The organism is Sphaerisporangium sp. NPDC004334, from assembly GCF_053602655.1.
Window position 1 is genome coordinate 53,131 of record NZ_JBSGDZ010000023.1, and the last position, 14,139, is coordinate 67,269.

Consider the following 14,139-nt stretch of genomic DNA (forward strand, 5'->3'; position numbering starts at 1 on the left):
TTTCTGGACGAATCATTCGGTCGCTTGACCGGATGATTCGTCCATGCTGTTATGAAGGGGTGATCTACCGAACCCCTGAGCTGGAGCCGGCCGACAAGGCCGTGCTCGGCGAGATCGAGGACATGCGCCGCGACCTGAAGTACCGCCTGGCGGAGCCGCACCGCTGGGACGGGCAGCTCCGGCGCCAGCTCCAGGCGCGTGCCATTCAGGGGTCCAACTCCATCGAGGGCTACCGGGCCAGCGTGGAGGACATCGAGTCCATCATCCTGGGGGAGGAGCCGCTGGAGACCTCGCAGGCGGTCGCGAGCGAGATCGCCGGCTACATGCAGGCGCTCACCTATGTCCGGCGGTTGTCGATGGCCCGCTCGTTCGGCTACGACAAGGGCCTGCTGAACGCGCTGAACTTCATGATGATCGGCCACCACCACGACAAGACCCCGGGCGTCGTACGGCCGGGCGGCGTCTACGTCCGCGATTCCGCCACCGGAGAAGTGGTCTACGAGGGGCCGGACGTCGAGCTGGTCCCCGGTCTGCTCGACGAGCTGATCGCCTGGCTCAACGACGGAGATCTGCACGCGCCCAGCTACGTCCGGGCGGCGATGGCACACTTCAACCTGGTCGCCATCCATCCTTGGCGGGATGGCAACGGGCGCATGTCCAGGGCCCTGCAAACCCTGGTGCTCGGCCGCGACCAGATCACCACACCCGAGTTCTGCTCCATCGAAGAATGGCTGGGCCTGGGAGAGAACACCGTCGACTACTACCGAGCTCTGCGCGACGCACAGCAGGGCGTCTGGTCACCTCACGACGAGATGCTGCCCTGGGTGCGGTTCTGCCTGCGCGCGCATCACATGCAGGCGCAGCGGGTGCGGCGCCGGCTGGCCGAGGCGGGGGAGGTGTGGACGCTTCTCGAGGAGCAGGTCGACAAGGAGGGCCTGCACACCCGGTGCGTCTCCGCGCTGTACCAGGTCTTCGTGAGCAGGCGGCTGCGGCGCGGCACCTACCAGGCCGAGGAGTCCCTCAGCCAAGGTCAGGCCGCCCGGGATCTTCGTGAGCTGGCCGCACGCGACTGGCTCACCCCTTATGGCGAGACCAAGGGACGCTTCTACGCTCCCGGTCCCCGGATGGAGAAGGTCAAGGCGGACTTCGCCGCTCGCATCGAGCCGCTCCGCGACCCGTACCGCACCGCCGCCTGACCGGCGGCCCGGGACGGCATGGCCGGGGCGAGGGGAACCGGGCGCCGCATCGGGTGAGTTCCCTGCGGGTGGCTAGACGCCGGCCGGGTCGTCGGTCGACAGGTGCAGGCCGAGCTGGGTGTACAGCTCCAACTGGTCGAAGTACTCCCGGTGCGTGACGATCTTTCCGTCCTCGACGAACGAGGCGCAGGTGCCGCGCAGAGTGATGCGGCGGCCGGTCGGCTGCAGTTCCCGCCCGTCGGGCAGCAGGAACGGTCCGGTGTGCGTGCCGGTCCCCGTCCATTCGACCATCATGGGTCTGTCGGTGCTGGTGGCCTCGTACCACACCGCCAGGTGAAGGTCCGGAAATCCCTGGAAGAACTGCTCGTAGACCCACGCGATCTGCTCGTGTCCCTCCGCCACTCCTACGGGGGAGACCAAGACGGCGTCCTCGGTGAAGAGTTCGAGCATCCGGTTCACGTCGTGATCATTAAGCGCGTCGGCCAGTCCGCGCTTGACTTCCCACTTGTCGACCATGGCCGTGGTCCTTCCGTGGTCGGGTGTCAACTTACCGATCACGCTACCCATCAGTAGGTCGGGTACCGGCTACGGGAACGTCGCGGACACGCCAGGAAGTCCCGTCGTCCTCCAAGCCGGGCAAAGTCGTGCGGAGCCTTCGCGGGCCCGCCGGGCCGGCAGGACGGCGCCGCGCCGATGAACGGGTGCTTTTCCGTGGCGGGATAACCGAGTACGGTTCGGTTTTATGTACCCGGGAGCGGTCGCGGCCGATACGCCCGACAAGCCTGCCGTGATCATGGCGGGCTCCGGGCGGGTGGTGACCTACCGCGAACTGGACGAGGAGTCCAACCGGCTGGCGCGGATGTTCCGGTCGGCCGGGCTGCGACCCGGGCAGCACATCGCCCTCATGCTGGAGAACCACCCGCTGTTCCTGGTGGTGGCATGGGCGGCGCACCGCTCCGGGCTGTACTACACGGCCATCAGCCCCCGTCTGCAGCCCGACGAACTGGCCTACATCCTGGACAACTGCCAGGCCGAGGTCTTCATCTCCTCGGCGGCGCTCGCCGGCGTCGCCACCTCGGTCACCGGGCGCACGCCGAAGGTCCGGCTCAGGCTGATGATGGACGGCGTCGCCCCCGGCTTCGCCTCCTACGAGCGGGCCGTGGCCGAGCATCCGCCGCTTCCCGTCGAGGACGAGTGCCAGGGGGCGGACATGCTGTACTCCTCGGGCACCACCGGCCGTCCCAAGGGCGTCAAGCCGCCGCTGAGCCGCGCGCCGCTCGAGGCTCCCGGCGCACTGGTGGGGTTGGTCCGGCTGCTGTTCGACCCGTCGGCCGACGCGGTGTACCTGTCGCCGGCTCCGCTCTACCACGCCGCGCCCCTGCGCTACTGCATGGCCTTCCAGCGCATCGGCGCGACCGTCGTGGTGATGGAGAGATTCGACCCCGAGCAGGCGCTGGCGCTGATCGAGAAGTACCGCGTCACCCACTCCCAGTGGGTGCCGACCATGTTCATCAAGATGCTCAAGCTCCCCGAGGCCGTGCGCCGCAAGTACGACCTGTCCTCGCTGACCTGCGCCATCCACGCGGCCGCGCCGTGCCCGGTCCCGGTCAAGGAGCAGATGATCGACTGGTGGGGGCCGGTCGTCCACGAGTACTACGCGGGCACCGAGGGCAACGGCTTCCTGTACGTGGGTCCCGAGGACTGGCTCGCCCACAAGGGCACCGTCGGGCGCCCGCTGCTCGGCGTCGTCCACATCTGCGACGAGGACGGCGAGGAGCTGCCGGCCGGCGAGCACGGCACCGTGTACTTCTCCGACGGGCCGCGGTTCGAGTACCACGGCGACCCGGAGAAGACGCGCGCGGCCGGCGACCCGAAGGGCCGGGGGTGGACGACGCTCGGCGACATCGGCTACCTGGACCAGGACGGCTTCCTGTACCTCACCGACCGCCGCTCCTACATGATCATCTCTGGTGGGGTCAACGTGTACCCGCAGGAGGCGGAGAACGTGCTGTCCCTGCACCCGAAGGTGGCCGACGTGGCGGTCTTCGGGGTGCCCGACGAGGAGATGGGCGAGGCGGTGAAGGCCGTCGTCCAGGCCGCCGATCCGGCCGAGGCCGGGCCTGCCCTCGCGGCCGAGCTCATCGCGTACTGCCGTGACCGTCTCGCCCACTACAAGTGCCCCCGATCTGTGGACTTCCGGCCGGAGCTTCCCCGCCATCCCACGGGGAAGCTCTACAAGCGCCTGCTGCGCGACGAGTACTGGCCGTCCGCCGGCTGATCCCGCCCGGTCGCCCGCTCGCGCGCCGGTCAGGGCGCGAGCGCCGGGAGCCCCGCGTCCGGCTGCGGTATCACCGGTGACCCGAGGCGCGCCGGCGGTCCGGGCTCCGCGGGCGGTCCGGGCTCCGCGGGCGGCTCCGGCTTCACGGGAGGCCCGGGTTTCACGGATGGTCCGCCGGGCGTCACGCGCGGTTCCGGCTTGACGGGCGGTTCACCGGGCGTCACGGGCGGCTCCTCGGGCCGCGACGGAGGCTTCGCGACGGCCGGCGGGCAGTCGTAGAGCGAGCGCACGGCCGTCAGGTCGGCCCGGCTGAAGCCCTCCCGCTGGCCGATCGGCACGGGCATGAGCGGGACCAGGGTGTCCAGCCCGTTGGCGCTGAAGAAGTTCCTGCCGTACAGCATCACCGACCCGTAGTCGAGCGTCCCGAACAGCCGGTTCTGTTCGGGCGCCAGCTTCTGGAACTGGGGCTCGTACCCTTTCATCACGTTCTCCAGATGGACGGTCACCGCGGAGTCCCGGTCGGAGCGCGAATGTTCGTGGTAGAAGCCGATGGCGTGCAGCAACTCGTGGATGGCGACGCCCTTGCGCTCGCACCCCGCGCCGATCGAGACGTCCTGCGGCTGCCCGCCGATGCGTCCCACGTACGAATAGCAGCCCTTGCCGGAGATGACGTTCAGATATCCCGCCTCGTCGGTGCGCGGGACGAAACGCACGCAGGTGTTGTCGTGGAAATCCTTCATCGCGTGGACGACCGCCTCGCGCGCCCCGGGCGTCAGCGCGGGGGACAGCACGTAGGGCACCCTCCGGTCGGGCCACAGCGCGCCCGCCTGGGTGGTGCCCGCGCCCGCCGATGACTCGGGGCAGGCGGCGACACGCGCCGGCCGGTCTCCCGTCCCCGGCTGGCTCGGTGCCGGCGGGGTGAGGCCGCCGGTGCCGGGGAAGACGCCCGGCAACTGGATCTTCCCGGCGGAGGCGTCGGCGGGCGTGCCGATGATGATGTCGCCCTCGGTGACGGCGTGCCCGTCGATGTCCGCGAACCCGATCGTGTGCGGCTGCCCCGTGACGTCCGGAGCGGTGACGAACTGGGACGGGTGCTCGACCTGCTGTTGCCACAGCCAGTCCAGCGCGTCGTCGTCACCGTCACCGTCCCCGTCACCGGCGAAGGCGGGCGCGGCCACCGTCAGCAGCCCGGACATCACCACGGCCAATATCAGTTTATGTCCCATATCGATACCCCCGGAAAGCGTTTCACGACGGTGTGCGAACCGTCGCGGGGGAAACCTACCCGCATGATCACCCGGCACTCGCGGGAAAAGCCGGCGCGGCGGGAGACCTCGTCGGGAGCGCGGCGCCCACGGTAATTCACCGGGTCCCTTTCTCCTTATCCCGGCCTTACATTTCCGCCGCGGTCGGGACGGCGATAATGCAGGTCAGCGCCATTTCCGCAGGTCGCTCCGCCGGTCGGCGACCGCCGTGCCGCCGCCGGTGACAACCTCCAGGCGACGTTCAGCAGACCTTCAGTCAGGGCTTAGGACGTTCTTATCGCCGGTGCGCCATCATTGATTTACCGGTCCTCAACCGGCCGCCGCCGAATAGCGGCGCATGCGGACGACCTTGGGGGAAAGAGATGAGCACCGAAGACCCGCGTGAGCAGACGACCAGCGAGACCACCCCGGTGGAGGCGCCGGGTGCGCGGGGCTGGACGCAGTTCGGCCGGACCGCGCCCCAGACGGGCGGCTTCCGGCACCATTGGAGCGCGCCGGGCGGGCCGGCCGGTGACACCCAGCAGTTGCCGCCCTTCGCGGCGGGCGCCGTGCCGGCCGGTGGCCCGGCGGGCGGGTGGTGGACCTCCGGTCGCAAGGCGGTGGCGGGCCTCGCCCTGGCCGCGGTGGCGATGGGAGGCGGGGCCGCGGGGGCCTTCGTCGCCACGGCCGCCGCCGGGACCCAGCCCGTGATCTCCAGCCCGATCGTCCGTCCGGCGTCCAACACCGCCGCCGCGACGGTCGCCGACGTGGCGCGGGCCGTGCAGCCCTCCGTGGTCTCCATCACCGTGACCAGCGGCGCCGGCCAGGCCGAGGGCTCAGGGGTGGTCCTGTCCGAGGACGGCCTGATCCTCACCAACAACCACGTGGTCGCCGGAGCCGGGCAGGACGCCAAGCTCCAGGTGAAGTTCAGCGACGGCAAGGTCGCCTCGGCCGACGTCGTCGGCACCGACCCGGCCACCGACCTCGCCGTGGTGCGGGCGAAGGACGTGTCCGGGCTGACCAAGGCCACTCTCGGCGACAGCGACAAGCTGAGGGTCGGCGACGCCGTCCTGGCCATCGGCAGCCCGCTGGGCCTGGAGGGCTCGGTGACCGCCGGCATCGTCAGCGCGCTGGACCGCACGCTGACCGTCGGCGGCGAGTCCCAGCAGCAGCGCCCGCAGCTCCCGCCCGGCTGGGGCGACGGCGGGTTCGGCCAGCAGCAACCCGGGCAGCAGCAACCCGGTCAGCCGCAGAGCTCCGGCACGACGATCGGCGGAGCCATCCAGACCGACGCCGCGATCAACCCCGGGAACTCGGGCGGCGCCCTGGTGAACGCCTCCGGCCAGGTGGTCGGCGTCAACAGCGCCATCGCGACCAACGGCGGTGAGGGCAACATCGGCGTGGGCTTCGCCATCCCGATCAACACCGCCCGCCAGGTCGCCGACCAGCTGATCAAGACCGGCAAGGTCAGCCACGCCTACCTCGGGGTCACCCTGGCCGACGCCACCGGCGACACCCCCGGCGCCGTCGTCGGGTCGGTGCAGGAGGGCAGCCCGGCCGAGCGGGCGGGGCTCAAGGCCGGCGACGTGATCACCAAGATCGGCCAGACGCAGGTGTCCGGGGCCGAGACGGTGGTCGGCGCGGTGCGCGGCTTCCAGCCCGGCACCAAGGTCGAGGTGACGTACCTGCGGGGCGGCGCCACCTCCACGGCCACCGTCACCCTCACCGAGAAGACCGTGACGAGCTGACCGTCTCCAGGACCGGACGCGCCACCGGGTACGCTGCGGGCCCGGCGGCGCGTCTGCCTTCCCCTGAGGCCCGCGACCGAGCAGGTCGCGGGCCTCAAAGGCTCTCCGGTGCCCGGGGAGTGCCGGCCTCAGGGCCTTGAGCACCGGGGGAGCAGGGGGCGTAGGAGCTCAGGAGAACCTGCGGCCCTCGTCGCGGCGGTAGGCCCAGGCGGCCAGGCCGCCCGCGACGACCGTCCACACCGCCATCATCACCAGCGCGAGGGGGTGCGGGGTGAAGTCCCCCGTCGCGGCCCACACCAGCTCCACCGCGCCGCGCGCCGGCAGGTAAGGGGCGATGGCCTCGATGAAGCCCGGAGCCCGCCCCGGGCCGGTGAGCAGCCCGCTGCCGAACGCCATCGGCAGGAACACGACCTGCGCCACGGCGATCGCCGCCTTCGACGGAAGCGCGTAACCGATCAGCAGGCCCAGCATGGTGAACGGGACGGCGGCGACGGCCAGCGCGCCGAGGCCCAGCAGCGCGCCGAGGGGCGTCACCGTCGCCTCGGTGAGCAGCGCGGCGATCAGGACCACCGGCAGCAGCGCCAGCGCCAGGAACGCCAGGCCATTGAGCAGCCGGCCGGCGAACCTCGGCCCGGCGCCGGCGGGCAGCGTGCGCAGGTAGGGGTCCCAGGGCTGCGCGCGGTCCTCGGCGACGCCCACGCCGTAGGAGAACAGGCAGGTTCCCATGACCGCGAACGTCATCATCGAGCCGGTGGCGAACGTCGCGGCGACCGGGTCGCCGCCGGCGAAGGGGACCACGAAGAACAGCATCGAGGCGGAGGGGAAGAAGGTGTTGCCGATCACCGCGATGGGGATGCGGATGGTCTCGAGGAACTGGTACTTCACGTGCGTGACGACGAGCGACACAGGACTCTCCCTCGGGGGGGCAGGGGCTGTCAGCGGGGAGCTCAGGCGGCGGCGGGAGCGTCGTCCCGGGCGGTGATCGCCAGGAACGCCTCCTCAAGCGTGGTGGCCCGGATCTCCAGGCCCGAGAAGGGCACGGCCGACCCGACCAGCTCGCGGACCAGCCGGTCGGCGTCGGCGGTGACCAGGTGCGTCCGGTCGCCGTCGGTCTCGGCGCGCAGGACGCCCGGTAGCTCGGGCAGGTGGGCGGCGGTCAGGCTGACCCGGCGGACGCCGACCATGCCGCGCACCGCCGCGAGGCTGTCGTCGGCGAGCACCCGGCCCTTGCCAAGGACGACGACGCGCTGGGCCAGCGCCTCGATCTCCTCCAGGTAGTGGCTGGTCAGCAGCACGGTGCCTCCATCGGCGTGGAAGGCGCGCACGGCGTCCCACAGCGCGCGGCGGGCCTCGACGTCCAGCCCCGTGGTGGGCTCGTCGAGCAGGACGAGCCGCGGCCGCCCGGCGAACGCCAGGGCGACCGCGATCCGCCTCTTCTGCCCGCCCGACAGGCCCCCGATCTGCCGGTCGCGCATGCCGGTGAGTCCGAAGCGCTCGAGAAGCTCGTCGCGGTCGGCCCGCGAGGGGAAGTGGGCCGCGACGAAGTCCACGCACTCGCGCACGCGCAGGGTGGGCGGGAGCCCGGTCTCCTGCGGGGTCATGCCGAGCAGGCGGCGGCGGGCCGGGTCGCCGGGCGCGCCGCCGAACAGGCTGACCGAGCCCGAGGACGGCCGCCGCAGCCCGGCCAGCAGGTTGACCAGGGTCGACTTGCCGGCTCCGTTCGGGCCGAGCAGGCCGATGAGCTCCCCCTCCCGGATCTCCAGCGATGTGGTGTCGAGCGCGGTCACCTCGCCGTACCGGCGGGTGACCTCCTCGAGGCGAGCGAGCGTCTCGGTCATGGTTCCTGCCCCGTCTCTTTCTGGTCTGTACCGGATGGCGCCGAAGGCGCCGTCTCGCCGCCGGCCGCGCCGATCTCCGGCGCGCGCGCCGGGGCGGGCTGGGCGCCGGCCATGTCGAGCAGCGCCCGGATGGCGGCGGTGTAGTCGTCGAAGGCCAGCCGCCCCCGCCGGGTGAGCGCGACGTACGTCACCGGGGTGCGCCCCCGGTGGGTCTTGCCGATCTCGACGTATCCGGCGCTTTCGAGCTTGCTGAGGTGGACCGACAGGTTGCCGGCGGTCATGCCGAGGATGTCCTTCAGGCCGGGGAAGCTGATCTGGTCTCCCTCGGCCAGGGTGGACAGCGCGGTGACGACGCGCAGGCGCGCCTGGGCGTGGATGACGGGGTCGAGCTCGGGGAGCCCCGCGGACGGGCTCATGCCCTGCCCGGCCGCAGGCGGGTGCGCAGGTGGATGCCCACGCCCATGGCGATGAAGACGCCGCCCACGCCCACGGCGGAGAACAGCGCGTGCAGCCCGGGGCCGGCGATCACGCCGGCGACGTTCACCACGGTGACCCAGACGCCCACGGCGAACATCTGGCGCACTCCCCACACGGCCCCTCCGGCCATGAACAGCAGGCCGACGACCAGCATCGAGACGCAGCACCAGAGCAGGGTGCGCTCGGCCTCGGGCAGGAGCGCGCCGAAGTGGCCGCACAGCGCCCCGACGAGCATGTAGCCGAAGAACCAGCTCAGGCCGTACATGGCGCCCCGCGCCTGCGAGGCGCCGCGCACCTGGCTGCCCTGCCGCCACCCGGCGTACCCGGTGATGACCAGGGCCAGGATCATCGTGCCGAACAGGATGGTCAGCGCCATGCCCAGCGAGAGCGGCCCCTGCGGCCGCCCCGACACCCCGTAACGCACGAACAGGGCGCCGTAGCCGATCAGCCAGACCAGCCCCCACATGATGTAGAAGGCGGGCAGCGGACCGGCGAAATGCCGGGCCGCCGCGGCCCGCTGGTCCTCGATGATGCCCAGCATCTCCTCCGGACTGAGCGCCCGCTCACCCTCGGCGTCCTCGGTCTCACCTGCCCGCATGACCCTCTCCTCACACCGCACCGCAAACTGGTTTGAACTATAAACCAAACAGGTTTGCGGTGTAAACCATCCTGTCTGGCGAACTTGCTCGCGAGGCGTGAACGTCTGGTTTGGCCTGAGCCGACCCCCGAGGAAGGTCCTCGCGACGCGACCGCGAGGCGGCGCCCGGCCCCGGGGAAGGGCGTCCTGGAGAAGTGATCAAAGGGCGACGCCCGGCCTGCGAACCCTAGGCAGGGGGAGAGTGAGAGGCGGACCGGCGTCTCATGGGCCGGCCGCGTGGCCTCGGTGATGGCGGCGTCGAGGACGGCCGTTAAGACCTGATCGCAGGAGCCGGTGTTCTTCAGCGTATGTCGCTACCCTCGGCGGTCGACACCCGTGATGTTCCCGAAGATGACCACGGTGCCTTCGGGGTTACCCGCCAGGCATCTGGCGGCGCCGGGGATGCCGAGTGCGGACGGCGGGGCCTTGCCCCAAGTGACGAACCCCCCGGCTCCGGTGACCCCGTCCCCGTCATGGATGCCGCCCAGTCCAGGGACGTCAATGCCTCGCCTGCCGCTTTCCAACACGGGCGTCGTCCCCTCCGGCCATACGGGGGTGGCCGGAGGCGCCGCCGGGTTGTGCCGGAACTGGAGGCATTTGCTCGCCGCGTCGTATGTCAGCGTGCCCGAGATCAACGCCAGCTGGTGAAAACTCGACGCGCGGACGATGATGAGGGGATCATCGCCCTGAAGCCGAAGTTTTTCCCCTCTGGAGTCGGCGCATCCAGCGCCCGGCAGCACCACGAGCACCACCGCCAGCGTTAGGTCGCCAATGCGCTTCAATCTGGCCCGCATGAACGCATTTCATCACATCAGTCGATCGCCCGGGAGGATGTCAGTGACATCGCCCGGCGGTCAGGGCCGGTGGCGCCCGGCCTTGACCGGCACCTCACAGGCGGTGGTAGGGGAGAGGTTCAGCAGGTGGGGCACGTCCAGACGTTCCAGTTGGAACCGAATCCCGTCGCGTCATTGCCCAGTGTGCAAGAGTCATCCTTTCATGGTGTCTTGGCGGGTCTCAGAACGACGCCCCGTCATATGCTAGTTCGCAGCCCGATCTTTATCTTCTGTGCAATGTATAACAAGACTTGATTTGTCATCGGACATGCCGTATCGATGCATGTCATGACCTGCTGGAAAAGAGAATCCCATGGCGGCCATCATGATGTTCGCCATGACGCTGAATACTGTTTCGGACTTGTCGGTATGGCACGGTGATGCGTTCGGGGTCGTGCGCCCGGACGGTCAGGAGGTGGTGAGGGCCTCGGAGTGCCAGAGGTCGTGGTAGTAGCCGGGGGTGGAGATCAAGTCCTCGTGGCGGCCGCGCTGGGTCACGCGGCCGGACTCCAGGACGATGATCTCGTCCACGCCCTCCAGGCCGTGCAGGCGGTGGGTGACCAGCAGCGTCGTGCGGCCGTGGGTGGCGTCGAGCAGGTCGGCCATGAGGGCGTCGGCGGTGGCGCCGTCCAGCGACTCGGCGGGCTCGTCGAGCAGCAGGACCTCCGGGTCGTGCAGCAGCGCGCGCGCCAGGGCGAGCCGCTGGAGCTGGCCGCCGGAGACCGTGCGCCCGTCCTCGCCCAGCGTCACCTCCCAGCCGGTGCGCTCGACCCAGGCGTCCAGCCGCGCCCGGCGCACCGCCTCGGCCAGCTCGTCGTCACCGGCGTCCGGACCGGCCAGCCGCAGGTTGTCGCGCAGCGTCGCACGGAAGACGTAGGGGTCCTGCGTCAGCCCGGTGATCAGGGAGCGGACGTCGTCGGTGGAGAACGCGCGGACGTCGGCGCCGTTGAGGCGGATGCTCCCCGACTCGAAACCGGTCGTGCGCATGAGCGCGGACAGCAGCGTGCTCTTGCCCGCCCCGCTCGGCCCCACCACGGCCACCCGCTTGCCGGGGGTCAGCGTGAGGCCGACGCCGTCCAGCGCGGCGGGGCGGCCGGGCGCGTGGCGGACCACCAGGCCCGCCACCTCGACGGTCAGCGGGCCTCGCGGCGCGGGGGCGGGCGCGGCCGGCTCGGGCACGGCGGCCGGGACGGCCCGGACCTCCCGCAGCCGGCGCAACGCCGCGCTCACCCCGGCGAACCGCTCGCCCGCCGCGGCCAGCGGCAGGACCGGCTCGAACGACACCAGGGCCGTCAGCGCCAGCACGGCCGTCGCCACCGTCCCAAGCTGGGCCCGGTGGGCGGTCAGCACGACGGCGGCCACCGTGAGGCCCTGGACGAGGGTGCCGGCCATCAGGGCCGCGGCGTTCGCCCGGCTCTGCCGCCGCTCCAGCGCCGCGAGCCGCTCGTCGGCCTCGGCGGCGGACGCCAGCGCCCGATCCCCGGCCCCGTAGGCGGCCAGGTCGGCGGCGCCGTGCACCAGGTCGGCGACCCGGGCCGCCAGGTCGGCCCGGGCGGGCGCCAGGCGCGCCGACCACCGGCGGGCGGCGGCGGCCGTCCCGGCGGGCAGCAGCACACCGGCGAGCAGCAGGCCCGCGAGCAGGACCAGCGCGGCGGCGGGCAGCAGGAAGGCCCCCAGCGTCACCGCGGCGAGGGCCGTCACCAGGGCGGCGAGGGCCGGCAGCAGGCAGCGGACCAGCAGGTCCTGGACGGCGTCGGTGTCGTCGACCATGCGGCTCAGCAGGTCGGCGCCCCGGTGGCCGGGCGGGCGGGCCGGGATGAGCGCCCGGTACAGCCGCTCCCGGGTCGTGGCCTGCGCGCGCAGCGCAACGTCGTGCCCGGCCAGGCGCTCGGCGTACCGGAACACGCCCCGGCTGGTCGCAAAGGCCCGCACCCCGACGATCGCCACGCTGAGGGCGGCCAGGGACGGCCGCTCGGCGGCCCGGGTGATCAGCCAGGCCGCGCAGCCGATGAGCGCCAGCGACGCCAGCTCGGCGGCGGCGCCCGCGGCGACGGCGGTCAGCGTGCGCCCGCCCATCCCGGACAGGAGGTGCCGCCTGGGGGCCGGCGCGTTCTGACCGGCGGCCGGCCCGGCCGGCGTGGCGCTGGTCATCGTCCGCCTCCCAGCGTCGTTCCGCCCTCGCCGTCCGGCCCCGGCACTGCCGACCCTACGACCGCTGCCCGCCCCGTGACCGCCAGGCGGTCAGAGACGATCTTGCCGTCGGCCACGCGGACGACGCGGTCGGCCAGTTCGATCATCGCGGGCCGGTGGGCGACGATGACCGCGGTGCGGCCCTCGGCCAGCGTCCGGGTGGCCGCCACGATGGCGGCCTCGCTCCTGCCGTCCAGGCGCGCGGTCGGCTCGTCCAGCAGCAGCACCTGGGCGTCCGGGCGGCAGAACGCGCGCGCCAGCGCCACGCGCTGCCGTTGGCCCGCCGACAGGTCGGCTCCGCGCTCGCCGACGACGGTGGCGTACCCCTCGGGGAGCGCCTGCGCGAACTCCGCCGCCCGCGCGGCCGACGCCGCGGCGCGGACCTGCTGGTCGGAGGCGTCGGAGCCGAGCCGGATGTTGTCGGCGACGGAGGCGGCGAACAGGTGGGGGCGCTGCGGCACGAACGCCAGGCGGCGGCGCCACCGGCCGGCGTCCACGGCCGAAAGGTCCACCCCGTCGACCAGCACGCGGCCCTCGGAGGGGGTGACGAAGCCGAGCAGCAGGTGGAGCAGGGTGCTCTTGCCGGCGCCGTTCTCGCCGACCAGCGCCACGCGCTCGCCGGGGGCGAGGGTCAGCGACACGCCGTCGAGCACGGCGTCCTCACGCCCCGGATAGCGGACGGTGACGTTCTCCAGCCTGATCTCCGGCACACCGGCCGCCATTGCGGCGGCCGGGGCGGGTTCGGGCGTGCCGAGGGTGCCGGAGGTGGTCCGCTCCAGGACGGCGAAGGCGTCGTCGGCCGCGGCGACCCCCTCCATGGCGGCGTGGAACCTGGTGCCCATCATGCGAAGCGGGATGTAGGCCTCGGGAGCGAGCAGCAGCACCAGCAGGGCGGTGCGCAGGTCCAGCGACCCCGACAGCAGCCGCAGGCCGACCGGGACGGCGACGAGCGCGAGGGACAGCGAGGCGACCAGCTCCAGCACCAGGGAGGACAGGAAGGCCACCCGGAGGGTGCGCATGGTGGCCGAACGGTGGGCGTCGGCGACCTGCCGGACGACCGTGGCCTGGTACTGGGCGCGCCCGAACGCGCGCAGCGTCGGCAGGCCGCGCACCACGTCGAGGAAGTGGCCGCCGAGGCGCGACAGCGCCCGCCACTGCCGCTCGGTGACCGCCTTGGTCTGCCACCCGACCAGCGCCCCGAAGACCGGGATCAGCGGCAGCGTGAGCAGGACGATGACGGCGGTGCCGAGGTCGGCCGCGAAGAGCCGCACCAGCACGGCGACCGGCACGACCCCGGCGACGGCGACGGCGGGCAGGTAGCCGGTGACGTAGGGGTCCAGCGCGTCCAGACCTCGTCCGGCCAGGGTGACCAGCTCGCCGGACCGGTGGGCGCTGAGCCCGCCCGGCCCGAGGTCGCGCAGCCGCGCCAGCAGCTCGCGCCGCAGCACCGACTTCAGTGCGGTCGCGGTGCGCCCCGCCGTGACGCCCTGCAGGCCGCCCAGCAGCGCGCGCACCACGACCACGGCCGCCAGCGGGAGCAGGGCCGCCGTGGTGAACGCGCCTGAGAGCACACCCGACAGCAGCTCAACCTGCGCCAGGACGAGCGAGCCGGCAAGGACGGCCGCCGCCAGGCACACCATCAGGTGCAGGCGGACCGCCGGCTCGGTGCGCGCCAGGCGCAGCAGATCCTTGTGCATC

The 14,139-nt window shown here is 72.2% G+C and carries 12 protein-coding genes; 3 read left to right on the forward strand and 9 right to left on the reverse strand.

Annotated features, from left to right (window positions below; genetic code table 11):
• The first annotated feature begins 59 nt into the window (after window positions 1-59).
• Window positions 60-1,196 (forward strand): Fic family protein, encoded by a 1,137-nt coding sequence (locus ACWEN6_RS28245; protein ID WP_452574363.1) that lies wholly within the window; start codon window positions 60-62, stop codon window positions 1,194-1,196.
• 72 nt (window positions 1,197-1,268) lie between these two features.
• Here the strand turns inward: ACWEN6_RS28245 and ACWEN6_RS28250 are convergent, their stop codons facing one another.
• Complete coding sequence (locus ACWEN6_RS28250) at window positions 1,269-1,712, reverse strand: ester cyclase (protein ID WP_452574365.1); 444 nt, start codon at window positions 1,710-1,712, stop codon at window positions 1,269-1,271.
• Window positions 1,713-1,938: 226 nt separating this feature from the next.
• On the opposite strand from ACWEN6_RS28250, the gene ACWEN6_RS28255 reads away from it, so the two are divergent.
• Entirely contained in the window at window positions 1,939-3,474 is a 1,536-nt protein-coding gene (locus tag ACWEN6_RS28255; protein WP_452574367.1) for an acyl-CoA synthetase, read from the forward strand.
• Between the two features lie 29 nt (window positions 3,475-3,503).
• On the opposite strand, the gene ACWEN6_RS28260 is transcribed toward ACWEN6_RS28255, so the two are convergent.
• Window positions 3,504-4,700, reverse strand: coding sequence for a M12 family metallopeptidase (locus ACWEN6_RS28260; protein WP_452574369.1), 1,197 nt, complete (start codon window positions 4,698-4,700; stop codon window positions 3,504-3,506).
• A 401-nt stretch (window positions 4,701-5,101) separates the two neighbouring features.
• Between ACWEN6_RS28260 and ACWEN6_RS28265 the strand changes: the two genes are divergently transcribed.
• Window positions 5,102-6,466, forward strand: coding sequence for a S1C family serine protease (locus ACWEN6_RS28265; RefSeq protein WP_452574371.1), 1,365 nt, complete (start codon window positions 5,102-5,104; stop codon window positions 6,464-6,466).
• A 168-nt stretch (window positions 6,467-6,634) separates the two neighbouring features.
• On the opposite strand, the gene ACWEN6_RS28270 is transcribed toward ACWEN6_RS28265, so the two are convergent.
• The 7 genes from ACWEN6_RS28270 to cydD form a co-directional block, all read right to left on the reverse strand.
• Window positions 6,635-7,372 carry an ABC transporter permease gene (locus tag ACWEN6_RS28270; RefSeq protein WP_354836192.1) on the reverse strand — a complete coding sequence of 246 codons (738 nt, stop codon included), beginning with the start codon at window positions 7,370-7,372 and terminating at the stop codon, window positions 6,635-6,637.
• Window positions 7,373-7,413: 41 nt separating this feature from the next.
• The gene (locus ACWEN6_RS28275; RefSeq protein ID WP_452574373.1) at window positions 7,414-8,304 is read right to left on the reverse strand and encodes an ABC transporter ATP-binding protein; all 891 of its coding nucleotides are present in this window, start codon (window positions 8,302-8,304) and stop codon (window positions 7,414-7,416) included.
• A complete protein-coding gene (locus ACWEN6_RS28280; RefSeq protein WP_452574375.1) occupies window positions 8,301-8,720 on the reverse strand; it encodes a winged helix-turn-helix domain-containing protein in 420 nt (139 codons plus the stop codon). Before ACWEN6_RS28280 ends, ACWEN6_RS28275 begins: the two co-directional genes overlap by 4 nt.
• Window positions 8,717-9,379: a hypothetical protein gene (locus ACWEN6_RS28285; protein WP_452574377.1), complete on the reverse strand. Its 663-nt coding sequence runs from the start codon at window positions 9,377-9,379 to the stop codon at window positions 8,717-8,719. Before ACWEN6_RS28285 ends, ACWEN6_RS28280 begins: the two co-directional genes overlap by 4 nt.
• A 353-nt stretch (window positions 9,380-9,732) precedes the next feature.
• Window positions 9,733-10,212 (reverse strand): hypothetical protein, encoded by a 480-nt coding sequence (locus ACWEN6_RS28290; protein ID WP_452574379.1) that lies wholly within the window; start codon window positions 10,210-10,212, stop codon window positions 9,733-9,735.
• 447 nt (window positions 10,213-10,659) lie between these two features.
• On the reverse strand, window positions 10,660-12,402 hold the full coding sequence (gene cydC, locus ACWEN6_RS28295; RefSeq protein WP_452574381.1) for a thiol reductant ABC exporter subunit CydC: 1,743 nt from the start codon (window positions 12,400-12,402) through the stop codon (window positions 10,660-10,662).
• Window positions 12,399-14,138 carry a thiol reductant ABC exporter subunit CydD gene (gene cydD / locus ACWEN6_RS28300; protein ID WP_452574383.1) on the reverse strand — a complete coding sequence of 580 codons (1,740 nt, stop codon included), beginning with the start codon at window positions 14,136-14,138 and terminating at the stop codon, window positions 12,399-12,401. The genes cydC and cydD overlap by 4 nt, the downstream gene beginning before the upstream one ends.
• Window position 14,139: the final 1 nt, after the last annotated feature.